24 protein-coding genes are annotated in these 26573 nt (G+C 58.3%); 5 read left to right on the forward strand and 19 right to left on the reverse strand.

Features of this window, described 5'->3' with window-relative positions:
- Positions 1-225 precede the first annotated feature (225 nt).
- The 3 genes from AC3I0A_RS04540 to AC3I0A_RS04550 all read left to right on the forward strand — a co-directional run bounded on the left by AC3I0A_RS04540 (position 226) and on the right by AC3I0A_RS04550 (position 3544).
- Entirely contained in the window at positions 226-1749 is a 1524-nt protein-coding gene (locus AC3I0A_RS04540) for a DUF3300 domain-containing protein (RefSeq protein ID WP_489376442.1), read from the forward strand.
- 13 nt (positions 1750-1762) lie between these two features.
- A complete protein-coding gene (locus tag AC3I0A_RS04545; RefSeq protein WP_489376443.1) occupies positions 1763-2653 on the forward strand; it encodes a DUF2950 domain-containing protein in 891 nt (296 codons plus the stop codon).
- Positions 2654-2983: 330 nt separating this feature from the next.
- Positions 2984-3544: a magnesium transporter gene (locus AC3I0A_RS04550; RefSeq protein ID WP_489376444.1), complete on the forward strand. Its 561-nt coding sequence runs from the start codon at positions 2984-2986 to the stop codon at positions 3542-3544.
- 32 nt (positions 3545-3576) lie between these two features.
- Here the strand turns inward: AC3I0A_RS04550 and AC3I0A_RS04555 are convergent, their stop codons facing one another.
- The 19 genes from AC3I0A_RS04555 to AC3I0A_RS04645 all read right to left on the reverse strand — a co-directional run bounded on the left by AC3I0A_RS04555 (position 3577) and on the right by AC3I0A_RS04645 (position 24616).
- Positions 3577-3894 (reverse strand): cytochrome C oxidase subunit IV family protein, encoded by a 318-nt coding sequence (locus AC3I0A_RS04555; protein ID WP_489378409.1) that lies wholly within the window; start codon positions 3892-3894, stop codon positions 3577-3579.
- A gap of 33 nt (positions 3895-3927) precedes the next feature.
- Positions 3928-4641: a heme-copper oxidase subunit III family protein gene (locus tag AC3I0A_RS04560; protein WP_489376445.1), complete on the reverse strand. Its 714-nt coding sequence runs from the start codon at positions 4639-4641 to the stop codon at positions 3928-3930.
- A 6-nt stretch (positions 4642-4647) separates the two neighbouring features.
- Positions 4648-5334: a cytochrome c oxidase subunit 3 gene (locus tag AC3I0A_RS04565; protein ID WP_489376446.1), complete on the reverse strand. Its 687-nt coding sequence runs from the start codon at positions 5332-5334 to the stop codon at positions 4648-4650.
- Entirely contained in the window at positions 5331-7106 is a 1776-nt protein-coding gene (gene ctaD, locus AC3I0A_RS04570; protein WP_489378410.1) for a cytochrome c oxidase subunit I, read from the reverse strand. Before ctaD ends, AC3I0A_RS04565 begins: the two co-directional genes overlap by 4 nt.
- Positions 7107-7149: 43 nt before the next feature.
- A complete protein-coding gene (locus tag AC3I0A_RS04575) occupies positions 7150-8628 on the reverse strand; it encodes a c-type cytochrome (protein WP_489376447.1) in 1479 nt (492 codons plus the stop codon).
- Positions 8629-8660: 32 nt separating this feature from the next.
- Positions 8661-8837: a hypothetical protein gene (locus AC3I0A_RS04580; RefSeq protein ID WP_489376448.1), complete on the reverse strand. Its 177-nt coding sequence runs from the start codon at positions 8835-8837 to the stop codon at positions 8661-8663.
- Between the two features lie 118 nt (positions 8838-8955).
- Entirely contained in the window at positions 8956-9291 is a 336-nt protein-coding gene (locus tag AC3I0A_RS04585; protein WP_489376449.1) for a hypothetical protein, read from the reverse strand.
- A 163-nt stretch (positions 9292-9454) separates the two neighbouring features.
- A complete protein-coding gene (locus tag AC3I0A_RS04590; RefSeq protein WP_489376450.1) occupies positions 9455-10210 on the reverse strand; it encodes an ABC transporter ATP-binding protein in 756 nt (251 codons plus the stop codon).
- On the reverse strand, positions 10204-11265 hold the full coding sequence (locus AC3I0A_RS04595; protein ID WP_489376451.1) for a FecCD family ABC transporter permease: 1062 nt from the start codon (positions 11263-11265) through the stop codon (positions 10204-10206). Before AC3I0A_RS04595 ends, AC3I0A_RS04590 begins: the two co-directional genes overlap by 7 nt.
- Positions 11262-12449, reverse strand: coding sequence for an ABC transporter substrate-binding protein (locus tag AC3I0A_RS04600; RefSeq protein WP_489376452.1), 1188 nt, complete (start codon positions 12447-12449; stop codon positions 11262-11264). The genes AC3I0A_RS04595 and AC3I0A_RS04600 overlap by 4 nt, the downstream gene beginning before the upstream one ends.
- 65 nt (positions 12450-12514) lie before the next feature.
- Entirely contained in the window at positions 12515-14947 is a 2433-nt protein-coding gene (locus AC3I0A_RS04605) for a TonB-dependent siderophore receptor (protein ID WP_489376453.1), read from the reverse strand.
- 102 nt (positions 14948-15049) lie between these two features.
- Positions 15050-16027 carry a FecR domain-containing protein gene (locus AC3I0A_RS04610; RefSeq protein WP_489376454.1) on the reverse strand — a complete coding sequence of 326 codons (978 nt, stop codon included), beginning with the start codon at positions 16025-16027 and terminating at the stop codon, positions 15050-15052.
- Positions 16028-16543 (reverse strand): sigma-70 family RNA polymerase sigma factor, encoded by a 516-nt coding sequence (locus AC3I0A_RS04615; RefSeq protein WP_489376455.1) that lies wholly within the window; start codon positions 16541-16543, stop codon positions 16028-16030. It lies immediately after the preceding gene.
- 81 nt (positions 16544-16624) lie between these two features.
- A complete protein-coding gene (locus tag AC3I0A_RS04620) occupies positions 16625-17809 on the reverse strand; it encodes an aminotransferase class V-fold PLP-dependent enzyme (protein WP_489376456.1) in 1185 nt (394 codons plus the stop codon).
- Positions 17810-17826: 17 nt separating this feature from the next.
- Positions 17827-19071, reverse strand: a complete 1245-nt coding sequence (locus tag AC3I0A_RS04625) for an MFS transporter (RefSeq protein WP_489376457.1) — start codon at positions 19069-19071, stop codon at positions 17827-17829.
- 16 nt (positions 19072-19087) lie between these two features.
- Positions 19088-20938, reverse strand: coding sequence for an IucA/IucC family protein (locus AC3I0A_RS04630; RefSeq protein WP_489376458.1), 1851 nt, complete (start codon positions 20936-20938; stop codon positions 19088-19090).
- A gap of 48 nt (positions 20939-20986) precedes the next feature.
- On the reverse strand, positions 20987-22135 hold the full coding sequence (locus tag AC3I0A_RS04635; RefSeq protein WP_489376459.1) for an NAD/NADP octopine/nopaline dehydrogenase family protein: 1149 nt from the start codon (positions 22133-22135) through the stop codon (positions 20987-20989).
- A gap of 28 nt (positions 22136-22163) precedes the next feature.
- A complete protein-coding gene (locus tag AC3I0A_RS04640) occupies positions 22164-23207 on the reverse strand; it encodes a PLP-dependent cysteine synthase family protein (protein ID WP_489376460.1) in 1044 nt (347 codons plus the stop codon).
- A gap of 14 nt (positions 23208-23221) precedes the next feature.
- Positions 23222-24616, reverse strand: a complete 1395-nt coding sequence (locus tag AC3I0A_RS04645) for a Y4yA family PLP-dependent enzyme (RefSeq protein ID WP_489376461.1) — start codon at positions 24614-24616, stop codon at positions 23222-23224.
- Between the two features lie 617 nt (positions 24617-25233).
- Here AC3I0A_RS04645 and AC3I0A_RS04650 point away from each other — a divergent pair.
- Together AC3I0A_RS04650 and AC3I0A_RS04655 are read left to right on the forward strand one after the other, a co-directional pair.
- Positions 25234-26124, forward strand: coding sequence for an HpcH/HpaI aldolase/citrate lyase family protein (locus AC3I0A_RS04650; RefSeq protein WP_489376462.1), 891 nt, complete (start codon positions 25234-25236; stop codon positions 26122-26124).
- Positions 26125-26152: 28 nt separating this feature from the next.
- The gene (locus AC3I0A_RS04655; protein WP_489376463.1) at positions 26153-26470 is read left to right on the forward strand and encodes a hypothetical protein; all 318 of its coding nucleotides are present in this window, start codon (positions 26153-26155) and stop codon (positions 26468-26470) included.
- Positions 26471-26573: the final 103 nt, after the last annotated feature.

Here is a 26573-nt window from a genome sequence, read left to right on the forward strand (position 1 = left end):
GGCTATTGGGCTCACCAAGGGCTCTGACTGGTTTATTGCCATGAGCTTAGGTCATGTGGGTGCGAATGCAGGCATCTGGTGCATGAGACCGTGCAGCTGCCCATCCGAATAATTCGCTACGCCCCCCTTATCCCCCAGCTATGATTTACAAGATCCCGCTCCACCGACGGCAGTCGCTACGACCCTGCGTCCATTCCCGCTTTTTCTTCCCCCGGGAGAAGCGTTATGCGTGTTTGCTATTGCTTCAGCGCAATCCTGCTCGCCGTGCTGTCTCTGTCCGGCTGTTCAGACGAGGACCAGTTCCCCACCACGAAGGCGTTGGTCGCCGCCCCCGAGGCGGGTGTAGCGGGCGCTGCGCCCGCACCCGAACCGACTGCACCGGCCGAGGCTGTCTTTGCGCCGGAGGAACTCGACCAGATGCTGGCGCCGCTGGCCCTGTATCCGGATTCGTTACTGGCCCAGGTACTGATGGCGGCGACCTATCCGGGCGATGTCGCCGACGCCGTGGCTTGGTCCAAGGCGCATCCGGACAGCAGCGGCGACGCCGCCGTGCGTCAAGTCGCGAACGAGCCCTGGGATCCGAGCGTGCAATCGCTGGTCGCCTTCCCGGCGGCGCTGGCGACCTTGGGTCAGGATCCGGCCTGGGTGCAGCGTCTGGGCGACGCCTTCCTCGCGCAGCCCAACGCTGTGATGGATTCGGTGCAACGCCTGCGCCGGCAGGCGAAAGCCGCCGGCCACCTCGAATCCAACGAGCAACAGAAAATCATCGTGCAGCCGGCTGCGCCGGCACCGGCCAGTTCGACCGTGGTGGTGCAGCAGCCTGCCGCCACGCAGACCATCATCATCGAGCCGGCGCAGCCGCAGACCGTCTACGTACCGAGCTACAACCCGAGCGTAGTCTATGGCACCTGGGCCTACCCGTCCTACCCGCCGGCGTACTACCCGCCGCCGCCGGGCTACTACTTCGGCTCCGCGCTCGCCACCGGCCTGGCCTTCGGCGCGGGCGTGGCAATCGTCAATTCGCTCTGGGGCGACTGCGACTGGGGCCACGGCGATATCGACATCGACGTCGACCGCTACAACAACATCAACACCAACCGCCAGATCAACGCCAACCAGAACAATTGGAGCCACAACTCGATCAACCGCGACGGCGTGCCCTACCGCGACCGCGCCAACCGCGAACAGAGCGGCCGGCGTTTGGCCGGCAGCGAACAGCGTGACGCTTTCCGCGGCCGCGATCCGGCGCGGGCCTCCCAGCGCGAGCGCGCCAGCCAGTCACTGACGCAGCGCGGCATCGAAGCTCCTGCCACCAGCAACCGCCAGGCGCGCGAGCGGGCCGAGACTGCGAGCCGCGATCTGCGCAAAGAACCGCAGGTGCGCGAGCGCGAGCGCGCGCAAGCCAGTGCACAGACGCGCCAGACTACCCAGGCCGGTGCGCAGAAGCGCGAACGCGAGCAAGCCAGTGCACAGACGCGCCAGAATACCCAGGCTAGTACGCAGAAGCGCCAGAGCGCGCAAGACAATACAAAGGCCCGCCAGCAAGCGCGTCAGCAGCAGGCCAGCACACAGGGGCCGCGCAACAATGCCTTTGCCGGCGCCAGCAACCCCTCGCAGTCGCGAACGCAAGCCAGCCGCGGCCAAGCCAGTCACGTCGCCGCCAGTCGGCCGAGCGCGGCGCGCAGCGGCGGCCAGACTGTGCAACGCCCCTCCCGAGCACCGTCTCGGGGCGGCGGCCAACGGCGCTGACAGGAGACTCGCCATGAATGCTGCATTCCGTATTTTCCCCGTTGCGCTGCTGGCAGTTCTGGCCCTGGACGTGCGCGCGCAGCAGGCCTTCCCCAGTCCGGATGCCGCCGCCGAGGCCCTGGTCGCCGCGCTCGGCACCAAACAGGCCGATCCCGCGCGCCTCGCGGCCTTGCTCGGCGCCGACTGGCGCACGTATATCCCGCTCAAGGGCGTCGACCGCGGCGACGTCGATGCCTTCCTCGCCCGCTACCGGGAAAAGCACAGCACCCAGCCCGACGCGAAAGGCCAAGTGCATCTGGTGGTCGGCACCGACCCCTGGACGTTGCCGCTGCCGATCATGCAGCGCAAGGACGGCTGGGCCTTCAACGCCAAGGCCGGTGGCGAGGAGATCCGTGAGCGCCGCATCGGTCGTAACGAACTGGCCACCGTGCAGTCGGCGCGGGCCTACTACGATGCCCAGGTGGACTACGCCGAGGTCGACCGCGACGGCGACGGTGTGCTTGAGTACGCGCAGAAGTTCATCAGCAGCAACAGCAAGTACGATGGTCTGTACTGGGCCGAAGAGCCCGGTATAGAGGAGAGTCCGCTCGGCCCGTTATTCGGCGACGCCAAGCCCGGCGACGACTGGTATGGCTACCAGTACCGTATCCTCGACGCCCAGGGTCCATCGGCGCCGGGCGGCGCTTACAGCTATAAGCTCGGCGACAACATGAGCCGTGGCTTCGCCCTGATCGCCTGGCCGGCGAAGTATGGCGACAGCGGCGTGATGAGCTTCATGATCAGCCACGAGGGCCAGGTGTTCGAGAAAGACCAGGGCCCGGACAGCGCGAAACTGGCGAAGGCCATGCTCCGCTTCGATCCGGATAGCAGTTGGAGCGATGTCGAAGAGCAGCTGGCGCCTTGACAGCTCAGATGAGTGCCTAAGTCGATCTGGTTGGTCAGGATTTGTAGGCAATGGCGCAAGGTGGTGTAGTCAGTGACAGGAGCCTGGAAAGTCGTTGCATCATGTTGCTATCGGCTGGTGCTGCGATGCAGAGCTCTCAGGGTGCGCCAGGCCCTAATGCTGTTTTTAGATCTTGACGCCGCCTACCCTGCATGCTAGTGGGTGCTATACTTCTCTCGGATTGCATGAAGTGTGCAACGTTCTCCACAGGTACAGATACCGACTGCAAATCTCGGTTAACGGCTGCAGGACAGAAGAGGTCTACAGCAAACACGAGATGGGAGGTGTGGCATGAATCGACACTATTACATCAGTGACAATCTCGACGATCTTGAAACCGTTGAAAATGAATTGGAAGCCAGCGGCATCAATAGCGAACAAATTCATGTGCTCAGTGAAGAAGTTGCTGATGTTGAACAACATCACCTTCACGAGGTTAACTCGTTAATGAAGCAAGATGCTGTTCACTCTGGCGAGATTGGTGCGGTGATCGGTGTGCCACTCGCAGCGCTGGTCCTTGCTGGCGCCTGGTGGATGGGCTGGACCGAATCTGCCGCAGGCTGGGTGCCTTTTATCTTCCTTGCCGTTGTTATATTCGGCTTCTGCATCTGGGAAGGCGGTTTTTTTGGGTTCCAGGTGCCGAACGCTCACTTCCGCAGTTTTAAACAGGTGGTAGACGAGGGCAAACATATCTTCTTTGTGGATGTCGAGCCGGATCAGGAATCGGTATTGGACCGGGTCATCGAACATCATCCAATGCTGAAGATCGCCGGCACGGGAGCGGCAGCCCCCCACTGGACAGTAGCCTGGCAGCACAAATGGCATCAGTTCAAGCGAGTGATATCGGGTTAGCCCCTGCAGGCTTAAGGCCATCCGGAAGTTGCTTATTGGCCGAAGAAAATGACCCGGCTGAGGAAAACATAGTCCGCCTCGGAGGCCATCAGTCCGACGAGCACCAGTAAACATAAAGGTGGCACCAATATGGCGTAGACCATGGCCAACCGTTCCCAGGCCATATGCATGAAGATGGAGACAATCAAACCTGCCTTCAACAACATGAAAGTGATAATCAGGGACCACCTGAGGTAGCCTTGGAAGTGAAAATAGTCGACAAGATACGACAGCGTGCTGAGGACGAATAACAGCCCCCAGATTTTAAGGTACAAACTGATTGGATGTTGCTGACCCTGAGCATGCGCCATCATCAGTGCTCCTCTTCAGAACCTGTTCACGATCTACCATAAATAGAAGAAAGCAAAAATAAACACCCACACCAAGTCCACGAAGTGCCAGTAAAGCCCGGCTATCTCGACGATCTGATAGTTTCCGGAGCGCTCATAATCTCCCCGCAGTACTTTCAGCGCGACAATGCTGAGGTAGATGACGCCGATTGACACATGCAGTCCGTGGAAACCGGTAATCATGAAAAAGCTCGCACCAAATTGCGCCGCCCCCATGGGGTTCCCCCAGGGACGCACCCCTTCTGAGATGAGCTTGCTCCATTCAAATGCCTGCATGCCGACGAAGGTCGCACCCAGGGCTGCGGTCGCCAGCATCAGGGCAGTGGTTTTCGCGCGATCACGGCGATAAGCGAAATTAACGGCCATGGCCATGGTGCCGCTGCTACTGATCAGCACAAAGGTCATGATGGCGATCAGAATAAGTGGGATTTCTCTACCAGCGATCGTTAATGCGAACACTTCACTGGGGTTCGGCCAAGGGACGGTGATGGTCATGCGTACCGACATGTAGCCGATTAAAAAACAGGTGAATATAAACGTATCGCTGAGCAGGAATATCCACATCATCGCCTTGCCCCAAGGCACCTGCTTGAAAGCCTCTCTATCCGAGGACCAGTCGCTGGCGATGCCCTGCCATCCCGGTGCAGGCAGCAAGCTTGGTGGATTGGATGAATCGGACTCGCCTGGGGCTGGTGGGGGCGATGCCATGGCTTTTCACCTCAGGCCGCAGAATCTGGCGATGGCTTCATAGGTTTCGGGCGTGCTGGTCAGCAGAGCGAATAGCACGAACCAAAGACCCAGTAAGTAATGCCAATAGATGGCACAGAGCTCTACGCTGGCGCGCAGTTGCGGCAACGGCACGCGACGCAGGAATTTAGCGACGGTTCTGCTCCAGGCTATCAGCCCGCCCAGCAGGTGGAGCCCATGCAGGCCGGTCAATAGATAGAAGAAACTGTTGGCCGGATTGCTGGCGACAAAGTAGCCCCAGGCGACAAACTGCTGCCAGACCCAGAGTTGCCCCACCAGAAAGACAATTGCAAATACGCCCCCCAATGCAAAGCCAATGACAGTTGCGCCCACTCGAGCCTTTCGGGCAGCCATACGCGACCACTGCAGTGCGATGCAACCGAATACCAGAAAAGCCGAATTCAGCCATAGCTGCCATGGATTGGCTAACGGCGCCAAGGGCTCTGTCAGGGGTAGCCAGTCGGCCATTTGTGAGCGGGCGATAAAGGCGATCAGGAAGAGAAAGAACAACGAGCTCACCACCACCAGAAACAAGCGCAGGCCTATTCTTGCGGTTCTATCGGCACCCTCGGCGGCCTGAATACCCTCAGGATCGCGACTCCAGCTGCCGCCGGGGTCAGCGCCGTCGGCGTTTCTCAATAGCAGTCTGTTCATGTTTTAACGTCCGCTATCCTGGTTCCGGCACTGAGTTGCCGCATATGCTCCAGCTCCTCGGCGGAGACCGTTTGCGGAACGAAATCCTGCTCTATCCCCGGCACACTGTAGTCATAGGCCCAGCGATGCACGACTGGCAGTTTCGCTCCCCAGTTGCCGTGTATCGGCGGGGTGTTCGGCGTTTGCCATTCCAGACTGGCCGCGCCCCAGGGATTACTGCCTGCGGGCTTGCCTTTAAATACACTCCAGGCCAGGTTGAACACGAACAGCAGTTGGGAAACGCCGACGGTCAATGCCACCACCGTAATGAAGGCATTCAAATCTTGCGCCGACTGCGGGATGAACGCGTAGTTTTCAAAGGCGTAGTAGCGGCGTGGCATGCCCTGGAAACCCAGGTAGTGCATGGGGAAGAAGATGGCGTAGGTGCCCAGAAAGGTAATCCAGAAATGCAGCTTGCCCAGGGTGTCGTTTAACATGCGCCCGGTTACTTTCGGGAACCAATGATAAATGCCGCCGAACACCACCAGTACCGGTGCGACACCCATGACCATATGAAAATGGGCTACGACGAAATAGGTGTCCGAGAGCGGAATATCCACGATCACATTGCCGAGAAACAACCCGGTCAGACCGCCGACCAGGAAGGTGACGATAAAGGCCAGGGCAAACAGCATCGGCACGGTCAGATGGATGTCGCCCCGCCACAGGGTCAGCACCCAGTTGTAGACTTTCAGTGCGGTCGGCACCGCGATGATCAAGGTGGTGATGGCGAAGAAAAAGCCAAAGTAGGGATTCATTCCGCTGACATACATATGGTGCGCCCAGACTACAAAGCTGAGTACGCCAATCGCAATAATGGCCCACACCATCATTCGGTAGCCGAAGATATTTTTACGTGCATGCGTGCTGATCAAGTCGGAGACCAGGCCAAACGCGGGGAGGGCAACGATGTAGACTTCCGGGTGGCCGAAGAACCAGAACAGATGCTGGAATAATATCGGGCTGCCACCTTGGTGATCGAGCTGCTGCCCCAGCGAGATGATCGCCGGCATAAAGAAGCTGGTGCCCAACAGTTTGTCAAACAGCATCATGACCGCACTGACAAACAACGCCGGAAAGGCCAGCAAGGCCATGATCGAGGCCATGAAGATGCCCCATACGGAGAGCGGCATGCGAAACAATGTCATGCCGTGCGTGCGCGCCTGCAACACCGTGGTTACGTAGTTCAACCCGCCCATGGTGGTTGCGACGATAAAAATCGCCAGTGAGACGAGCATCAGGACGATGCCCCACTCGGTCCCCGGTGTCCCCTGAGTAATGGCCTGTGGCGGATAGAGCGTCCAGCCCGCACCGGTGGTGCCGCCAGGGACAAAGAAACTGGCGAGCAACACCAGTACCGCCAGCAGGTAGGACCAGTAACTCAGCATGTTGACGTAGGGGAAGACCATGTCGCGGGCGCCCACCATCAACGGGATCAGATAGTTGCCGAAGCCCCCCAGAAACAAGGCCGTCAGCAGATAAATGACCATGATCATGCCGTGCATGGTCATCGCCTGATAGTAAGTACTGGCGTCCATGAACTCCAAACTACCGGGGAAGCCTATCTGCATGCGCATCAAGCCGGACAACACCACGGCTATCAGACCCACGAATATAGCCGTCAGGGAATATTGAATGGCTATGACCTTGTGGTCCTGACTCCAGATGTATTTGGTCAGGAAACTTTTAGGTTCGTGCAGTGCTTCTGTTTCGGCTTGCTCCGCATAGGCCATCACGTCATCCTCCTGCCGAAGTTTCGGTGTGTTTTTGGCTCCTTTACGGCTCCTTTCCTGGCTCCGCCTTGCTCGCATCAGCGTCGGCATTCGCTTTGGATCTGATAAAAGCGATCAGTGCGTTCAACTCCTCATCGCTCGGAGCAAAGGCCGGCATGACGGCTGCATAGCCCTTGACGATCTTGGCACCGGGATTAAGAACCGAATCCTTTATATAGCCCTCATCGGCCTTTATCGTCGTGCCGTCGGCAAGGGTTACTGTCTTGCCATACAGGTCCTGCCAGCTGGGGCCGACGCCCTTGCTGCCATCGACACTGTGGCAGGCCAGACAGCCGAGCGACTCGGCCAGCCGCTGTCCCTGCGCCGCCAAGTCTTCACCTGGGCCCGACGCTTCACTGGCAGAAGGTTCATCGTCTTGCCGCGCAGCACCCAGTGATTTGATCAGGGCGACGAGAGCACCCAGTTCATCGTCATTGAGAGTATAGGCCACCATGACCGGCGGGTAGCCCTGTACCAGTCGGGCCTTAGGATCGAGGATCGACTCTTTCAGGTAGGCCTCATCGACCAGCACACTGGTGCCATCGGCAAGCTGTTCAGTGCGGCCGTACAGACCCTTCCATCCCGGGCCGAGACTGGCGCTGCCATCCTGGCTATGGCAGGCACTGCAGCCGAGGTTTTCGGCCAGCAGGCGGCCTTTTTCCAGCACGCTGTCCCGACCGGGCTTGGCAGCTGTCGTCAATGTCTGCGCAAAAGTCGGTTGGCTGTTCAGCCATTGATCGAAGGCGTTCTGTTCTTCCACAATCATATGGCCGCGCATGTTGTAATGACCCACACCACAATACTCAGCGCAAAGGACTTCATATTTCCCGGTTTTAGTCGGCGTAAACCAAAAGTGCGACACCATCCCTGGCACCATATCCATCTTGCTGCGAATTTGCGGTACATAGAAATTGTGCAACACATCTTTAGCGCGCAGTAAAACTTTCACCGGTTGATCGATTGGAAGGCGAACTTCATTGTTTTTTATAAGCACATCGTCCTGCCCGGCAGGATCCTTGGGGTCAAGGCCGAGGGGATTGGCGGAATCGACAAACTTGATATCCGATTTACCCAGCTTCCCGTCCTGGCCGGGAAAACGAAAGGCCCACTGCCACTGCTGGGCGATCACTTCAAGTTCATAAGCATTTTTTGGCACCTGGATGAAATCATTGTAAACAACCAGGCCTGGCGCCAACATCGCGGCAATACCTATCGAGGTAACGATAATTAACCATAATTCCAGTTTTTTATTTTCTGGCTGGTAGTGCGCCCTGGCCCCCTCCTTGTGACGATAACGCATCACGGCTACCGCCATAAATACCGTGATGGCGATGAAAAATATTCCGCTAATGATCAGGGTGATGAACAGGGTGGTGTCTATTGACCCCCAGTTGGACGCTGCCGGTGTCGCATGCCACGGCGCTAGTAGGTGAAACAGCACTGATGCAACAACGATTAGAATCAAGATAATTGCTGTTGCCATTTTCTCTTCATCCTATTCCTGTTGCTCATTGGTTATGCCAAAGCATCACCACTAAACAGCATCGTCAAATTAACATTAATCTGACGCCCAAGCAGGGTAGGCAAGTACCACCCCTTCGGGTGGCGCAGTCTGCAAGAAGTATAGTGCATGGATGGAGCAAGCGCTTTTTCTGAAAAAAAACTGATGCCCGGATATTCCAGTTCCAACATTAAGTTAATCGTTTAAAGAGAAAAGGGACAACGAGAAAAGAGGGCCGATTTATTTAGTCCGCCAGGCTACTCACTGGACCTTAGAAGCAGGGTGACTTTCCCCTTTTCGTAGTCGCTTCTAAAGCAGCTGATCAATCAAAACCGCGTTGCTATAGATCAAGCTACCATCGCTCGCTCGATGTCCGACCAAATGGAACTGACCGCGCTCGTTGTGTATATAGACGCGCATTTGGCAGTCGGACAAGGGGCCATATTCCTCCGGCATGATCAAATCCAGTGAGCTCATGTCGACATCGACCATGGCTTCACGCTCATGGGTCTTCTGTAGGCGTTCTTCAGCTTCCTCCAGACGCAGATGAAGGGGGCCATCGACGTAAAAATGGATCTCCCCCATCGGGGTGGACTTTTGGGCGCCGCTGGCTTTGCACCAGCCTTCGATCGTCAGGGTGCTCATGACGAAACCTCCATTGTGGACTGCTGGACTCTGTAGATTTTTTACTCTTCTCAATGCCATCACTTATCTGACCACTACGCATGGGCAGGGTTCTTCTTTTGCAGATTAGTGGGGAAAGGGAAAAGCGGGAGAAAAGCGGTTCCCTTTTTTATGGCGCATTTGCTCAAACTATATCGTCGATCAGGATGTGGCACTGCCCGCGGCTGCATTTTTCGATCCTTGCCTCAACCTCGTAGACATCGCGCAACATCTGAACGGTGATCACTTCATCGCTGGGGCCGCTGCCCTGGGTGGTACCCTTGGCGATGACCAATACCTGATCGGCAAAACGTAGCGCCTGATTCAGGTCGTGGATCGCGATGAACACAATGACCTCGCGTTTGCGGGCCAGTGCGCGCATGAAGTTCAGCACTTGCACCTGCCGATGCATGTCCAGCGCGCTGGTCGGTTCGTCCATGAGCAGGATTTCTGGCTCGCGCACCAGGGTTTGTGCAATCGACACCAGTTGTTGCTGGCCGCCGCTCAGTTCCCCAAGGTTGCGAAAGGATAGTTCAGTGATCCCCAGGGCGCCGAGAATCTGGTCCACCAGCTTCAACTCATCGTCGTGGACGACCCAGCCCGGCGTCAGTTGTTTGCGCGCCAGCAACACCGATTCGTAGACCGTCAACCGGGCGCTGGCATTCAAGCCCTGAGGCATGTAGCTGATGCCTTGAGGGCCTTTTTTCGAGTCCTGCAGGATGACCTGACCCGGCCCGTCGATCAGCCCGGCCATGCGTTTGAACAGCGTCGACTTACCCGCCGCGTTGGGCCCGACCACAGCGACCACTTGGCCGCCGGTAAACGTCGCCGTGGTCACTCCGGAAATGATCTCGCGTTGGCCGTAACGGGCGCCGAGGTTCTCCAGTTTGATCTTCACCATGAGTTTTTCTTCCCGCTGAGGATCAGAGATATGAAGAACGGCACGCCGATCAGCGAGGTGACCACGCCGATGGGAAATATCGCACCCGGAATCAGCGTTTTACTGACCACGGAACTGGCCGACAGAATCAGCGAACCGGTCAGCAGCGAGGCCGGTAAAAAAAAACGTTGATCTTCTCCAATCAACATCCGGGCGATGTGCGGCCCCACCAATCCAATAAAGCCGATGGTGCCGACAAAGGCCACCGGAAACGACGCGAGCAGGCTGACCATGATCAGCGTCTGAAAGCGCAGACGCCGCACGTTGATCCCGAAACTCGCGGCCTTGTCATCGCCCAGGCGCAGGGCGGTCAGGGCCCAGGCGCGTTTGGCGAAGATCGGCAAGGTGATCAGGATCACCAGACAGATCACGCCGAGTTTCGGCCAGGTGGCTTTGGTCAGGCTGCCCATGGTCCAGAACACCACCGCAGCCACGGCTTGCTCGGTGGCGAAAAACTGCACCAGCGCCAGCAGAGCATTGAAGGTGAACACCAGCGCAATGCCGAGCAGCACGATGGTTTCGGCTGTCACGCCGCGACGCATGCTCAGGAAGTGGATCAGCAGCGCGGAAAGCATCGCCATGATGAACGCGTTCACCGGCACCATGTACTGCGCCGCCAACGGGAACAGCGCTACACCAAAGGCCAGGCCCATGGCCGCGCCAAAACTGGCAGCGGCGGAAATGCCGAGGGTGAAGGGGCTGGCGAGCGGGTTGTTGAGGATCGTCTGCATCTGCGCGCCGGCCAGCGACAACGCCGCGCCGACCGCCACAGCCATCAGCGCCACTGGCAGCCGGATTTCCCACATCACCACCCGCACTTGCGCGGACGCGGTGTCCGGTGAAAACACCGCTCCGAGCACTTCACTCAGGCTGTAGCGGGCTGGCCCCAAGGCCAGATCGAGCAGTACGCTGAACATCAGCAACACCACGAGCGCCGCGAGAACCAGCCGTTTGCGAAGCACCAGTTGGCGGTAGGCGTCACGCTGCACGATCTGTACGTCGCCGAGAGAACTCATGGCTTGGCCTCCGTTTTCTTCAGGCTGACGAAGTAACCCGGCTCGTACGGCACCGGCAGGAACCGCTCATGGAGTTCGCGAAATGAGGCATCGGGATCGAGGTCGGCAAACAGCGTCGGGTGAAACCATTTGGCGAGTTGCTGTATTGCCACGAACTGATAAGGGCTGTTGTAGAACTGATGCCAGATGGCATGAAAGGCCTGACTGTCCTGAGCCTTGATGCCGGCATAAGCCGGGCGCTGAGTGTACCAGGCCAGTTTGTGTCGGGCTTGTGTCAGGTCCGCGCCCGGTCCGACGCCGACCCAGCGACCACTCGGAGCAAAGGCTTCCCAATTGGCGCTGGTGACAACCACCTGATCCGGGTTGGCGACAATCACCTGTTCCGGGTTCAACTGGCCAAAGGTGCTCGGAATGATGCCTTTGGCGATGTTGTTACCACCGGCCATCTCGACGAAACGACCGAAGTTTTCGTTACCGAAACTCAGGCAGCAATCGTCGGTGTAACCGCCGATGCGCTCGATGAACACGTTCGGGCGTGGCGGCTTGCTGGCTTTGATGACGTCCGTCACGCGACGGATCTGTTGGTTGCGAAAATCGATGAAGGCCCCGGCGCGCTCTTCCTTGCCAAACAGCTGGCCGAACAGGCGCATGGTCGGCTCGGTGTTTTGCATCGGGTTGTTGCGAAAGTCGACGTAGACCACTGGGATCCCTAGCGCATCGAGCTTCTCGATGTAGCGCGCGTCTTCGGTGGCGTGCTGCGCTTCGATGTTGAGGATGATCACGTCCGGCTGTTGGGAGATTGCTTGCTCGATGTCGAACGTGCCGTCTTCAAAGCCTCCAAAGGTTGGAATCTTCGCGATAGCCGGGAATTTTCGCAGGTAGGCGCCGTAGGTGTCCGGGTCGGACTGAATCAAGTCCTTGCGCCAACCGACGATGCGTTCGATGGGATTTTGCGTATCCAGTGCGGCGACCAGGTACAACTGACGGCCTTCACCCAGAATCACGCGTCTGACCGGGACATGGACTTTGACCTTGCGTCCCAGCAGGTCGGTCACCATAACCGCCGCGGGATCCTGATCGGCGGCAAGCGCATTGCGCGGCGTCAGAGAAAACAACGCCACGCCCAGCAGGCCTGCCAAAAGCAGGGCAGCGAAAGCGTGGTTGCGTCGATGAACAGATGCCATGTTTGAAGCCTTTGCAAAAAGCCAGACCGGGCAACGGCTCAGGCCGCTACCCGGGGCTGAACGTTTCAGAAGTCGACGGTGGCCGACAGTTGCAGGGTGCGCGGTGAGCCTTGGGAGAAGGCACCGTAGGACGCGACCCCGGACCAGTACTCACGATCGAATACGTTCTGCACCGTGGCACGGAAGGTGGTCGGACGATCCGCGATACGGGTGGCGTAACGCGCGCCGACATCGAAACGCGTCCACGGATCGAGTTCCTGGGTATTGGCCTGGTTCACATACTGGCTGCCGGTGTAGATCGCGCCACTGGTCAGGGTCAAACCTTCGACCCACGGGGTATCCCACTCGGCCCAGAGGTTGGCCTGAACTTCAGGTACGCCGACCGGTTTATTGCCACGGTTGGCGGCAACGCCGGTCTTGCTCAGCTCAGCGTCGAGCAGGGTGACGCCACCGAGCAGGCGCGTGCCTTGCGCGATCTCGCCAAACACGTTCAGCTCTATGCCACGGTTGCGTTGTTCGCCTTGTACCGAGAACACGCCGGCGGTCAGTTCGCCGCTGGGCTTTTTGATCTGGAACAGGGCGAGCGTGGAGGTGAAGGTGCCGTAGTCGACTTTGACCCCGACTTCCTGTTGCCGGGAAATGTAGGGCGCAAAGATTTCGCCCGTGTTCGAGGCGGTGGCCGGAGCGATGTCGCCTTTGCTCAAGCCTTCGATGTAGTTGTAGTAGAACGAAACATGATCCCAGGGTTTGACGACGACCCCGAACAGCGGCGTTGTCTCGCTCTCATCGTAAGAGGTGGTGACCACGCCGGCGGCGTTGAAGTTGTCGGATTCGATGTTCTGCTTGCGCAAGCCGAGGGTAACTTGCAAGCGTTCGTCCAGTACCGAAAGGGTGTCGGCCAGGGCCACGCCGGACAATTCGGTCTCGGACACTTTCAGCGCATTCGGCGTGGCAATGGACGGTTTCGCACGGTCGATCGGGTGGTAAATGTTCGACAGTACGGCCGGGCCGGAGTTGATGCCGCGCGACAGTTCATCACGGTACCGGGTGACTTGCAGCGTGGTGCTGTGGCTGATCGGGCCCGTGTCGAAGCGCAGGCGGGCGCCAGCGTCGACGGTGTAGCGCTCGACTTCGAATTTGTAATAGCCGGGGATCGACCGCGTATCGCCAGCGCTGTTGAGGATAGTCGGGGTCTGGTCGGACATCCGCGCTACATCCGACTTGCCGCCGCCTGCGTGGGCGAACACGGTCAGGGCGTCGTTGAGGTCGTACTCGGCACCGAGCAAGGCCGATTTGTCACGGGTTTCGGACCAACCCCAGTCCTGGCTCACGTTGGTACGGCCGTTGGCGGCGGAGGGAATCTCCACGCCTGAAGCAATGAGGAACGGTCGGGATGCCGCGTCGAACTCCTCTTTCTGGCTGATCAAGTCCAGCGTGGTTCGCAGGCGGTCACCCTGGTAGTCCAGCGAAATGGCGCCGATGTCGACGTCCCGGGATTGATCGTCGATGGCCGTGTCACCTTGCTGGGTGCTGCCGTTGATGCGCACGCCGAACCGGCGTTCCTCACCGAAGCGCCGACTGACGTCGATGTGTCCACCGATCTGCGAATCCATGGCGTAACTGGCGGTGAACCGGGTCAAGTCCTCGTCGAGGGAACGCTTGGGCACCACGTTGATCACGCCACCCACGCCGCTGTTCGGCGACATGCCGTAGAGCAGGGCGCCGGGGCCTTTGATCACTTCGATGCGCTCGGCGTATTCGGTGAACACCCGATAGTTGGGCGCCACACCGTACACACCGTCGAACGCCAGTTCACCGAGGTTGCCTTCACCGACCGGGAAGCCGCGGATGAAGAAGGAGTCGACAATGCCACCGGTCTGGCCCGTGGAGCGGACCGAGGAGTCACGCTCCAGCACGTCGGCCACGGTGACCGCTTGCTGATCCTTCATCAGCGCCGAGGTGTAGTTGCTGACGCTGAACGGCGCGTCCATGACATCCTTGTTTCCCAGCATGCCGAGGCGCCCGCCACGGGCAACCTGGCCGCCCGGGTACACTGGCGGCAAGCCGTCGGTGCGTCCGTCGATGCCGTTGACCGTGGTTTCGGAAAGGGTCAGACCACCGGCACTGTCGGCCGGGCGCGGTGCCAGGGTGTAGCTGCCGTCACTGCGCGAAACCATTTCCAGGCCACTGCCGGCCAGCAGACGGCTGATCGCTTCCTGCGTGGAGTAGGTGCCTGACAAGCCCGGACTTGTCAGGCCTTCGGTCATCGACGGCTGAAACGAAAGAGCAATACCGGCATCGACGGCAAATCTCGACAGCGTCGCACCCAAAGGGCCAGGGGCAATGTTGTAGGCACGGGTAGCGGTGGCATCCAGTTGTGTTGGTGCGGCGGCGATGGCAAACGGGCTGGCGACGCCGGTCAAGGCAAGGCTTAGCAGCGCGCTGCGGATAGCCAGCTTGAGTGAGCGATCCGAGCGCAGAGGTCGTGCAACGAGCATGGAGTGATGACCCTTTCGACGAGGTTGAGAAGTTCTTCCTTTCCTTGCCAGTCGAGATCAAAAAAAGTATCACCCGCGCAGCAACTATTTTTTGTGCATGGCTCAAGCGGGGGAGAGTGTCACCCAATAACCGCTCAAATGTCCGGTGGCGATCACCGGGTAGGTCTGCACCAGCATGTTGAGGGTGCGTTGGCTATCGCTGATGGGGAAAGCCCCGGAAATGCGCAGTTCGGCAATCGCCGGATCGCAGCGCACGAAACCTTGGCGATATCGGGCGAGTTCGGCGACGAAGTCGGCCAGGCGCAGGTTGTCAGCCATCAGCATGCCTTGGGTCCAGGCACTGACGGAGCGGTCCACCGGGTTCAATTGGCCAAAGGCTTGCGATGAAAAGTCGGTGCGCTGCCCGGCGTTGACGATCAATGACGCCACGCCGCTGCTATCGGGCAATTGGACCCTGACCGCGCCGTCCAGGACCGCCAGATGAGTGCGGGTCTGCAGTTCGCGAACGGTAAACCGCGTGCCCAGTGCCTGCATTCGGCCTTGGCGGGTGCTGACCAGAAAGGGTCGGGCATACGGTGAAACATCTGGCGCGGTCTGCACCAGAATTTCACCCTCGCGCAAGTTGATCAGCCGCTGGTTGGCGTCAAACAGCACATCGATGGCCGTGTCGGTGTTCAGAGTGATCTGCGAGCCGTCGGCCAGGGTCAGCTCGCGGCGCTGGCCGACGGCGGTTCGGTAGTCGGCCGACCATTGCTGCGATTCCACCAGTTTCCAGCTGCCCCAACTGGCGGGCAGCAAGGCCAGGATCGCCGCCAGTTTGCCCAGGGCGACGCGGCGCTCAGGATTGCTCGGGCGGTCCAGCGCCGACATCGCCAATGACGGTGGCAGCCCGCCAAGTTTGCTTTGCAGCAACTGCGCGCGAGCCCAGGCGAGATGACGTTCGGGAGTGCTGACACGCCAGCATTCCCATTCGGCACGCTCGGTGTCGCTGAGGTCGCTTTCGCCCAGGCGCATCAGCCACTCGGCGGCTTCTTCGAGAACCTTGGGATCGAGCTGCGGGTCGCTGCGGCGAGTGATCATTCATTCCACCAGCATCAGGCACTGCACGAAGGCCTGCTTCATGTAGCGCTTGACGGTGATCAGCGATACGCCCAGTTGCACGGCGATGTCCTCGTATTTCAGCCCGCCGATCTGCGACAGCAGAAATGTGCGTTTGACCAGCGCGGGCAGGGAGTCGAGCATTGCGTCGATTTCGTGCAGGGTTTCCAGCACCATGAAACGCAATTCGGGCGAAGGCACTTCGGGGGCGGGCAGCAGCGCGAGGGCATCGAGGTAGGCGCGTTCGAGCGCCTTGCGCTGATACCAATTGACGAGAATGCCCTTGGCTACGCAGCTCAGGTAAGCCCGAGGCTGTTCGATAACCGCGACCTGCGAGGCGAGTATGCGGGTGAAGGTATCCTGCGCCAGGTCCGCCGCATCCATGGCGTTACCCAGTTTTTTCCGCAGCGTGGCGTACAGCCAGCCGTGATGGCCGCTGTAAAGGGCCTCGATCGCGCGCAGATGATTGGAGTGAGTCGCGGGCAGGGTATCGCTCATGGCGGGTATTTTTTTGCGATTGAGAAGTATTCCCGATCCTAGTTGACGGAGGGCCTGTGACGCAAGGGGGAATCGGCAACCTCATCCTCGCGGCATGCGCATCAGTGCTTCGATCATTGCGTCGATTTCGGCTTCGGTGTTGTAGGCATGGACCGAGGCGCGGCTGACTTCCTGTAAACCCCGTTGCTGCATGTCGAGCATGGTCGAGCGGAACGTCGAGGTCGTGACGTTGATACGTTTCTCTTGCCCCGCAAGCCATTGCTGTACCTGAGCAGCGCTGCTGCCCTGGCGAGTGAATGTAACGATGCCTGACTTGATGGTGCCTATGTCTTGAGGCGTGACGCCAGGCACGTCGGCCAGTCGATGACGCAAGTGGCCCGCTAACTGTTGAATGCGCTGCCACATCGGCTCGATGCCTTGCGCAAGCGCGTAGTCCACCGCTGCACCGAGGCCCAGTTTCGCAGCCACGTTGCACTCCCAGTTTTCGAAACGCCGCGCATCTTCACGAATCTTGAAGGTGTCAGGCGTCAGCAAAGACGCGGCATGCAGGTCGAGAAACGCCGGTTCCAGACTTTGGCACAGGGACTTTTCGACGTAGAGAAACCTCATGCCCCTTGGTCCGCGAAGGTATTTTCGACTGGTCGCGGCAAGCAGGTGACAGCCGATTTTCTGCACATCAATCGGCATTTGCCCGACGCCCTGGCAGGCATCGAGTAAAAACAGTACGCCGGCGGCCCGGGCGAGCGCACCGATCTGCTCGATGGGCTGAACTGGTCCACCGTTGGTGGCAATCACCGGCAACGACACCAACGCAACGCGATCATCGCCGAGCATGTCCTGAAGGGCTGAAAGCGAGACTTGGCCCTGTTCGTCGTTGGGGATGACCCGGATTTCGATACCTCGCTGCTTTTTCAGTTGAAGGTAGGGAATGTAGTTGCCGGCGTATTCGGTGGTTGACGTCAGCACCACGTCACCTGGTCGAAGCGGTAATGAGTAGAAGGCCATGTCCCAGGCGCGGGTAGCGTTTTCGATCACCGCGATTTCGTCGGGGCGAGCGTTGATCAGGCGGCCGATGGCGCCATAGACATTCTCCAGCTCAAGCGAATGTTGCCCGGCCGCCTCGTAACCACCGAGTCGGGCTTCAAGTTGCAGGTGGCGAGTCATGACCTCGAACACCGGATTGGGCATTAATGCCGCTCCGGCGTTATTGAAGTGAATCAGCTGCTCGACACCCGGAGTGTCGGCACGCAATTGCTCAATGTTCAAAAGCAAAACTCCTTGAGTCAGTCGCCGGGTGGGGCCTGGCTCGGCTGCATGACCACCGGCCAGTAACGCAGCGCGACAATGGGAATCAGCGCAACCACGTAGGCCAGGCAAACAAACAGATAGGTGTACTGCAAGCCATAGACCTGGCTGAGTAAACCACCGGCCGAGATGCCTACGATGGAGGCAAATTGCGCGGTGCTTTGCGCAATCCCCAACACGTAGCCCTGTTGTGAGCTGTCGGCGGTTTTCGAGATCAGGGCCATCAGCACCGGTGTGGTGGCGCCCAGCAGCACGCCCCATATGAAGTAGGCAATGACAAACACTGCCGGGTTCCGTGTGACACCGGCCACGGCGGTCAGGGCAACACAGCCGACCACGATGTAGGTGATGCGGTGCAGGGTTTCCTGCTGGGTGCGGTGCTCGAAGTACCTCGACCACGCCGTTGCCGAGAGGATGAAACCCAATGCCAGCAAGCCGTAGCACAGGCCGACGACCGAGTTGCTGACCTCGAACACTGAGCTGACATACAGCGAGAAGGATGTCTGCGGAAGCATCCGGGCCAACAGCAAAATGCCCATGACGCCCAGCAGCGACAACAGCGGAGAACCTTGCCAGACGCTGCCTGAACGGCGAACCGGAGTCGCTGTATCCACGACCGGTGTTTTCTTCACTGGCGGCACATCCGGCAATGTTACGGCCGCCACCACGGTGCAAATAGCGCACAGTGCGGAGGCGATGATGTTGATCCAGAAGAAGGTCGCATAATCGAGGATCAGTCCGCCGACTACTGCACCGAGCAATGAGCCGACGTTGGTCGATATCTGCAAGATCGCGAACAGCCGCGCCCGTCGCGAAGGTGCTTCGATACTGACGCCGTAAGCCTGAGCCGGGGCGATGTACCCGGCGAAAGCACCCTGCAAAAAGCGCAGGATCAGGATCACCCAGATGTCGCTGAACAGTGCCAGCCCAAGCTGGGTCAACGACAAACCAGCGAGGGCGCGGATCATCATCAACTTGTGGCCGTAGCGGTCGCCGATACGGCCCCAGAATGCGCTGGTCAGAATAATGCCGAGCATCGGGCCTACGTAGACGGCGATGCTGGCGAAGCTGAAAAACGACTCCGAAGAGGTCAGCCCACGCAGGTGGACGGGCCAGAACGGCCCGCTCATTTCCATCGCGCCCATGGAGATGAGCTGGATCGCGAACAGAAGATAAATCAGGATTCTTACGCTCGAACCCTGGATGGCACCTGCATGGGACATGAGTCAGCCTCGGTGGTTAAACGGCATCAAGCGGGTTGGTCAACGTGTGCTGCAACCGATAGTTGGAGTACTGCATCAAGTGCATGCGCAACAACGACCGGGTTGGCCACGGGTCTTGGACGAACGCTTTGCGCTCGACTTTCCATAACGCTGGCGAGACACGATCGCGCACGGCCGCGAATGCGTTCTCGGTTTCCTCACGCAACACCTCCCACATCCGTGTGTTGTCCAACGCGTACTCTTTCGTCAGCCACAGGGCCATTTCGTGCAGGTGAGTGAGGAACGCCGCGTCCAGCACGAACATGCGCACCGGTTCGATATCCTCTACGAAAACCGTCGGCAGGATGCCAGGCTGCACGTGCGGTTGTAAGGCGTAACCGCGTTCTTCCAATAGCGGAGCGTAGGTCCTGCCGTCGCCAAAATCGCGGATCAGCAGACTACGTGCTTTGCCATCGGGGGAAAACAGCACCATGGTGTTTTGCTGATGAGCTTCGAGCCCGATGCCGTACAACAGATAGATCGCCACCACCGGGCGGGTGACCACTTTGGCGTACTGGCGGAACCAACTCTCGACGCTGTCGGCACTGGCCCGAACTCCGTCACGCTCAATCAGGTCGGTGAACAACGGCCGGCCGCTGCCGGGCAATCGGGTGAACAGCGACGCCACGGTAATCGGCAGGCAATCGTCGCTGCGCTCGAACGCTTGCTGACTGGCGCGATAGACCACCGATAGATGCCGCCCAGGCGCGTCGTCCTGGGTGATGGCGTTTTTGTAACGCACACCGATTTCTTCCGGGAAGATCTCCAGTTGCTGGTCGAAGCCGTTTTCGGCGGCGAGAATCTTTGTGATCACCGTGCTGATGCGTGGCCCCATGTGAATCGACTTGGCTTGCAGGCTTCGCAATTCGCTGGTCATCCACAGCGCGATCGGCAACTTGATCAGCGGCGCCGTCTCGTTCAGCACTGGCATCATTGTTCGGTACGACATGGTAGGCAGCGTCTGAATGTCCGGACCCTCAGTGATCAGGATGCCTTCTTCGATTTCTGCGGCGAAGGTTTTGAGCACGTAGGCCTGCAAATGCCAGGCGTGAATTGGTAGCGGTAGCCACTGGGTTTCATCCAGGCCCTTGCTGTTGAGCGAAACCTTCCATTGTTCCCATTGCACCGGAAAGTGGGTGGCGAACCAGGTGTGGTAGCTGGTCACGTGCGGCATGCTTTCGCTTTTGGCCATGTCAGCTCGCAACGCCGCAATACGCAGCGGCACCTGAGCGTTGAATTCGGGCGACAATTGCTCGACTTCAGCATCGCTCAGGCCTGGCCGGGATTTCCACGTCGGGTAATACGGGTGACCTTCCAGCGAACCCCACTGGTCCAGCAGGATGGCCGCGTCCTTGGTGCTGGCGTGTTGGCGGAGGTAGTCGGTGAGGCTGTCGAGCCCGTGGCTTTTGGTGGCGTCGGCCAGCCGCGCGTTCCAATCCTGACGATATTGGCGAGCATGCGCATCGTTCATCAGGCTGTTTTCCATATCCGACTTGAGCCCTGTCATACCTTCGTCGCTGGGTTCGAAGTCGAAGCTGTCGCGCAGCACATCCAGCAAGTCCTGATGACTGTGAATCACCTGGCGTACGCCTTCGTCCGTCAACAGCACCACGTCACCGTCGTTGACCAGGGTGTCTGCCGGTCCCATTGCGATATCAGTGAAAAACACGTGCGCACGGGCATTCTTCAGTGGATACGTGGCCTGGTTTCCATTGGCGGAAAAACTCAGGGCCGAATGATCCAGAATGTTTTCGGCAAACAGGCAACGAATCAACCGTCGCATGGCGTTTTTGCGGGAGTAGGTGATCAGTGTCTTGAGGTCATCCATATCAGCTATCTGCTCGTCGAGAAGTAAATGAAGAGGTAAAGCAGCGACTCATGCCGTGCGCGGCCATTGGCTCGGGAAGTAATCCAGCGCCGAGTCGCGCAAGCCCTGCATGTAGGAAACACTCCACTGCAGGACTTCTTCTATGTAGGGGACTTTCAGCTCGAAACGTCTGGCCATTTCCACCAACAGCACCAGGCCGTAGGCGACGTCTTCGTTGAAGGCACGGCTCTCGCGCTCGATCACATAACCTGCGCGGTTGTCATCGGCTGGCACCATCGGCGCGAGGATGTCGTTGTAGGCCTGATTAGTGCGCAGAATCGACAGCATGCTGCTCTGGTCACGAATCTGCTCGCCGTAAGCCTCGACAATTTCTTGCTTCAACGATTTGACCGAAGACAGGTCGACGCCCATTCGCTGGCTGATGACTGCGCACAGGTCCTGACTTTCCTGATCCATGCGCTCAAGGAAATAGGCGCCCAATTCGGGACACTCGGTCCACCAGCACATACGCTGGGGGAATATCTTGCGATGCCATTGGCCGTAGGGTCCGATCAGCCCGTAAATCACTGAGCTGTGCATGATCGGATTGCCAGGTGTGAGGGTGATTTCGAGATAGTTGTCCAGCATCGTCACACAGGGACCGTACAACACGGTGAGCAGTTCTTGCAGGTGTTGACGCGACGCTTGCGATTCTCGGGCGTGAGTCGCCACATACAGCTGGCTTTTGCCTCCGCCCATTTTGATCGATAGTCCGGGCTTCAGATCGAACGCGGTATGCGGGACATCCTTCATTCCCCAGATCACCAGATTCGGCCGCTCGGCCAGCGTGGCTTCGGCCAGCCAATCGAAACCGCAGAAGCCCGGAATGGCGCCGATGTACACCGGTTTACTCGAACTCAAATGCGCAGCGATGGCTTGCAAGGTTTGTGGTCGGGCATGGGCCGGCACCGTGATGATCACAATGTCGGCGTCCTCGACGGCGGCTTTCGCGTCGGTGGTCACCCGATCAAGCCGGGCGCTCAGCGTCGAGCCATCTGGCATCAATGCGTGCATCGGTGTGTGACGGGCGTGTTGGTCGACGATCTCCAGATTGCTGGTGAGCATCGAGACCTGAACATTGGGCAGCTGTTTGAACAGGATGGCGTTGAGGTGACCGGTCCTGCCACCGCCACAGATGGCGACTTTCAGCAGTTTCATTGAGGGGCGTTCCTGTGTGGGAGAAGTGTCATGCGACGCTCAGTTGCAGCGGGGTAGAGATGGACTCCAGCCATTGGGTCTTGCCCAGCCAGATATCCAGTTGCGGCCCGACGTCCGGGTCCAGCAGGTCGCGCTCTTCCAGCCATTTGTCGTCGAATACTGTGTGCAGGTACTTTTCGCCACCATCGGCAATCGGCACCACGACGTTGCCGGTGAGCACACCTTTGTGAATCAGTTCCAGCGCCTTGAAGATCGCGCCACCGGTTGACCCGCCGACCAGCAGTGCCAGGTGGCGAGCGATATAACGAGCGGTTTCGAAGGCTTGAGAGTCGGTGACTTGCACGCCCAGGTCGATGCAGCTGTAGTCGAGCACCAATCCCACGGTGTCGCCAGCGGGTGTGCCGGTACCTGACTGATAGTACGGATAGCCGGGATGGCCAAAGACGATAGAGCCTGCAGGTTCCACGGCCACGGTGACGGTGTCGGGGTTGTGCAGTTTCAGCCCGCGAGCGATCCCTGTCATCGAGCCGCCGGTGCCGACGCAACCGACATAGGCACCGACATGACCCTCGGCCTGGGCAATGGTTTCGCGCACGAAATCGCTATACCCGCCCGCGTTGGCGGCATTGTCGGATTGGTTCATGAACACGGCGCCCGGGATTTGAGACGCGAGTTCGGCAGCTAGCCGTTGGCGCTCGACCACTGCGACTTCATCTTCGCGATAGGTACCCGCGACAAATCGGACTTCAGCGCCAAGTGCCTTCATCACCGCGATCTTGTCCTGGGCAGCGTGGTGGTCGACCACGGCGATGAAATGCAGGCCGAACTCGACGGCCGCCATGGCCAGGCCGATGCCGGTGTTGCCGGAAGACGATTCGACGACCACGCCACCGGGCTTTAGCCGTCCGGACTTGAGCGCAGCCAGAACCATGTTTCGTGCCATGCGGTCTTTTATGCTGCCGCCGGGGTTATTCTTCTCAATCTTGAGCAACAGTCTGGCGTTTGTATCTGGAACATCAATACCCAACATTGGCGTATTGCCAATAAGGTCCGAGACTTTATTCAGTACCATTTGAAGTATTCCCTTTAGTAGTCAGGTGAAAACGCGTAGTTACCTTCCGTACAACAGGTCGCCATCATTCGCCGGGGCAGGGGATGGCGATGAAACTCGTTCTCCAGCAAGTCCATCTGATAACCGGCAGTATTAACGTAAATCAATAAATCGCCCGCTTGCGGTGAAGTGCTGAAATTGATTAAGCGGTTGGTGATGACATCGTCGTCCAGGCAACTGTGTCCTGCGATGTAGGCCTGGATGGGGGTGTTCGTTGATTCTTTCGTGCTGATCAGAATCGGATCGACAAGGTATTCGGACGAGAACCATGTTTCGCAAGCACTGAAACTACTGCCTTCGACAAATATGACGGTTTTGTTGTCGGCCAACTGTTTGGTGCGTGTAATGCGAAACAGCGATATGGCCGCTTGATCCACCAGACTTCGGCCCGGCTCCAATGCCAGCGTAATATTCTGTGCTTTTAAATAGTTCGCGATGGATTGACCTGGCGAATGATCGGCTTCAAGAAATAATGCCAACCACTGGCAGGCTGTCAGGCTGCTGCCGTAAGGATAAAAGGAGTCGGGAACTGAGTGGTTGTAATAATGGCAGGGTTTATTGTCGTTCTGTAAAAAATTGCTATAGGCCTGAGGTTCGACATAACGCATCGGCAAGCCTCCGCCGATGTCGATCATGACCGGGTTCAATCCCATTTCTCGCGCCGCAACGACGAAACCGGTCACCTCACGAAAGGCCTGTGCCCGGGTTTCGAATCCATATCCGCCGAGATGGAAATGGAAACCTTCAAAGTGAAAAGTATCGCGTTCTTCCACCAGGAGCTGCAGACACTGCAACAAGTCATCCGCGCCCATGCCGAATCGGCTCGTCGGGCAGCTCTGTGGCCTGTAACGCAGCAAAACCCGGGCTTTGGTGGGGATCGGTAGGGATTCGATCAGCGTTTTCAGGTGGCCAAACTCTTCCAGCGAGTCTACGCAAATGAGGGAGCCGGTACGCACCAACGCCTGGTGGAACACCGTTGTTTTGGCCGGTCCAGTTGCGCACAAACGTTCCGGTGGCGTACCGGCTTGGAGCGCCGCGTCCAATTCGTGGATGCTCGAAACATCGACACCAATGCCCGAGGTTGATGCCGCGCCAAGCAAGCACTGAGATTTGTTGGCTTTGGCACCATAGAAAATAGCGTGATGTACGTTGTACTGGTTCAACACCGATTGCAGGGCAGCTGCGTTGATTTCAAAGGCATGGGGCCACACCAGATTCAATGGTGATCCGTATTGAGACGTTAGTTCCAAAAGTGTATGCGGATGGTTGTGGATCAGTCGCGCTACAACAGGGTCAAGCAGCGGCTTCAGCAATTCGGGCTGATGAACTTTAATTCGTTCGTCAAGTGGCGGAGTAATTGTATTAGGCATAGTTAACCCTTGGCGTCGAAAACGTCGCCATTCATGTTTCGATAACTAAGCATTATCGGCAGATGTGATGTTGCTTCTCGTTAGGGTGCGAGAGGTTAAAAATACGGAGGAGGGCGCCACGCGGCACTTGAACCGATCTTGGAGGTGCTGACGGTAATAATTGATTCACTAAACAATTGCATGAGACCCCATTCCATGTGGTTTATGCGGATTTGGCTGACGGCCATTTGTTAATGGCCCAACCCATAGTTTTAAAGTGCCAGCAGCTGACATTTAAATGACATCACTGCGCTGACTCCTTCGTGAACATGGTTACTTACGTGAAATAGGGCTAAACCCTACGAAGCAATGAGAACGATATTGCTAATGCAAATGATTATCAAGTAAGATTTTCAAATATTTTGAATGAGATCACGCGCCATGAGCGTGCAGAACCCGTTTATTTGCACAGGGAAGTCAGTGAATCAAGACTACTTAAAAAACGCTTAACGCCTTGATGTACTTGGCGTTGAAGGTAGAAGCAACAACGAGGCCACAGGGATCGGAATTCACCCAAGACTCAGGTTCCCGAAATGCTCGAACACCTACGACTGATGCATACCAAGGAGAGAGATTCCATGACCACTGATCGTCTCAGCACCACAGACAAGCTTCCCATCAGCTACCTGTTTGTTCCGGGCAATCGCCCCGAACGTTTCTCCAAAGCGGTCGATGCCGCCCCGGATGCGATCATTCTGGACCTGGAGGACGCCGTTCACCCCAACAGCAAAGCTGCCGCCCGGGCCGCGATCTGGGCCTGGCAGGAGAGCACACCGACCACCCATTGCCAGCGTTACATTCGCTTGAACAACGTCAGCAGCACACTCTTTCGCCAGGACCTGACGTGGCTGAGCGACATGCGTTATCCGCAGCGCTGCGCGGGCATTTTCCTGCCGAAGGCCGAATGCCCTGAGACCTTGTCCCGAGTGGTCGAGCGATTGTTGGCGTGGAATGGCGAGCTACACATCGTCGCCATCATCGAGACTGCCAAAGGCTTGCAGCAGGTTGAGGCAATCGCCGGGATACCCGGGCTGGCGCGTCTGGCATTTGGCTCGCTGGATTTTTCCCTGGACATCAATTGTAGCCAGATACCCGAGGCGTTTCTCTTCGCCCGCAATCGAATTGTGCTGGCCTCGCGCACGGCTGATCTGCCGGCACCGATCGATGGGGTGACGCCCACGATCAGCGACATGACTGTGGTTACGCAGGAGTCGCACTACGCCCGGTCCCTGGGGTTTGGCGCGAAGTTATGCATTCACCCCTCGCAGTTGACCACCGTTCAACGCGCCTTCTTGCCCGATGCACGGCAATTGGCCTGGGCGGATCGAGTTCTGAGCGCCGTGGCGGGGGGCAGTCATGCGGTGCAAGTGGATGGAGAGATGGTCGATCTGCCCCTCATCGAACACGCGCAGCGCCTGCGTGACGTGGCGAGCCAGTACGCATTGATCGCCAAAGCCGATGCCTGCTGAGCCCAATCGTTGAATCAGGAGATGAACCATGGGACACCCGCAAGCTTCTTTTGCCGGACAGCTGGAATTGTTCAACAGTTATCAGATTGTCCTGCGGCCATTGTGTGATGTTTTGCAGTCAGAGCAGGTCGACCCTGCCAACGTGAAAATGCTCAGTGAGGCAATCATCCGCGCCGGCTATTGGCTGGAGCCGATCATCGTGGAACGCTCGAAAGGTATCGTGATGGACGGCAATCATCGGCTCAATGTAGCGTTGCAATTGGGTCTGAAACGTGCCGTGCATTCAGCTCGATTACGCAGACCCGCGGGTGCGCGTGCGGCATTGGCAGACGGGGCTGGCGTTTGAGGTGACGCGGATTTTCACGACGATCGCACGGGGGGAGATTTTTCCCTATAAGACCACGCGGCATGCGTTCGATCCTCCGCTGCCGCTTATCGCCATTCCTCTA

The organism is Pseudomonas sp. KH_024_B2 (assembly GCF_057839965.1).

Coding starts and splice junctions, on each gene's coding strand:
- AC3I0A_RS04540 (WP_489376442.1), top strand. CDS start 226: ATGCGTGTTTGCTATTGCTTCAGCGCAATCCTGCTCGCCGTGCTGTCT.
- AC3I0A_RS04545 (WP_489376443.1), top strand. CDS start 1,763: ATGAATGCTGCATTCCGTATTTTCCCCGTTGCGCTGCTGGCAGTTCTG.
- AC3I0A_RS04550 (WP_489376444.1), top strand. CDS start 2,984: ATGAATCGACACTATTACATCAGTGACAATCTCGACGATCTTGAAACC.
- AC3I0A_RS04555 (WP_489378409.1), bottom strand. CDS start 3,894: ATGGCGCATGCTCAGGGTCAGCAACATCCAATCAGTTTGTACCTTAAA.
- AC3I0A_RS04560 (WP_489376445.1), bottom strand. CDS start 4,641: ATGGCATCGCCCCCACCAGCCCCAGGCGAGTCCGATTCATCCAATCCA.
- AC3I0A_RS04565 (WP_489376446.1), bottom strand. CDS start 5,334: ATGAACAGACTGCTATTGAGAAACGCCGACGGCGCTGACCCCGGCGGC.
- ctaD (WP_489378410.1), bottom strand. CDS start 7,106: ATGGCCTATGCGGAGCAAGCCGAAACAGAAGCACTGCACGAACCTAAA.
- AC3I0A_RS04575 (WP_489376447.1), bottom strand. CDS start 8,628: ATGGCAACAGCAATTATCTTGATTCTAATCGTTGTTGCATCAGTGCTG.
- AC3I0A_RS04580 (WP_489376448.1), bottom strand. CDS start 8,837: ATGTTGGAACTGGAATATCCGGGCATCAGTTTTTTTTCAGAAAAAGCG.
- AC3I0A_RS04585 (WP_489376449.1), bottom strand. CDS start 9,291: ATGAGCACCCTGACGATCGAAGGCTGGTGCAAAGCCAGCGGCGCCCAA.
- AC3I0A_RS04590 (WP_489376450.1), bottom strand. CDS start 10,210: ATGGTGAAGATCAAACTGGAGAACCTCGGCGCCCGTTACGGCCAACGC.
- AC3I0A_RS04595 (WP_489376451.1), bottom strand. CDS start 11,265: ATGAGTTCTCTCGGCGACGTACAGATCGTGCAGCGTGACGCCTACCGC.
- AC3I0A_RS04600 (WP_489376452.1), bottom strand. CDS start 12,449: ATGGCATCTGTTCATCGACGCAACCACGCTTTCGCTGCCCTGCTTTTG.
- AC3I0A_RS04605 (WP_489376453.1), bottom strand. CDS start 14,947: ATGCTCGTTGCACGACCTCTGCGCTCGGATCGCTCACTCAAGCTGGCT.
- AC3I0A_RS04610 (WP_489376454.1), bottom strand. CDS start 16,027: ATGATCACTCGCCGCAGCGACCCGCAGCTCGATCCCAAGGTTCTCGAA.
- AC3I0A_RS04615 (WP_489376455.1), bottom strand. CDS start 16,543: ATGAGCGATACCCTGCCCGCGACTCACTCCAATCATCTGCGCGCGATC.
- AC3I0A_RS04625 (WP_489376457.1), bottom strand. CDS start 19,071: ATGTCCCATGCAGGTGCCATCCAGGGTTCGAGCGTAAGAATCCTGATT.
- AC3I0A_RS04630 (WP_489376458.1), bottom strand. CDS start 20,938: ATGGATGACCTCAAGACACTGATCACCTACTCCCGCAAAAACGCCATG.
- AC3I0A_RS04635 (WP_489376459.1), bottom strand. CDS start 22,135: ATGAAACTGCTGAAAGTCGCCATCTGTGGCGGTGGCAGGACCGGTCAC.
- AC3I0A_RS04640 (WP_489376460.1), bottom strand. CDS start 23,207: ATGGTACTGAATAAAGTCTCGGACCTTATTGGCAATACGCCAATGTTG.
- AC3I0A_RS04645 (WP_489376461.1), bottom strand. CDS start 24,616: ATGCCTAATACAATTACTCCGCCACTTGACGAACGAATTAAAGTTCAT.
- AC3I0A_RS04650 (WP_489376462.1), top strand. CDS start 25,234: ATGACCACTGATCGTCTCAGCACCACAGACAAGCTTCCCATCAGCTAC.
- AC3I0A_RS04655 (WP_489376463.1), top strand. CDS start 26,153: ATGGGACACCCGCAAGCTTCTTTTGCCGGACAGCTGGAATTGTTCAAC.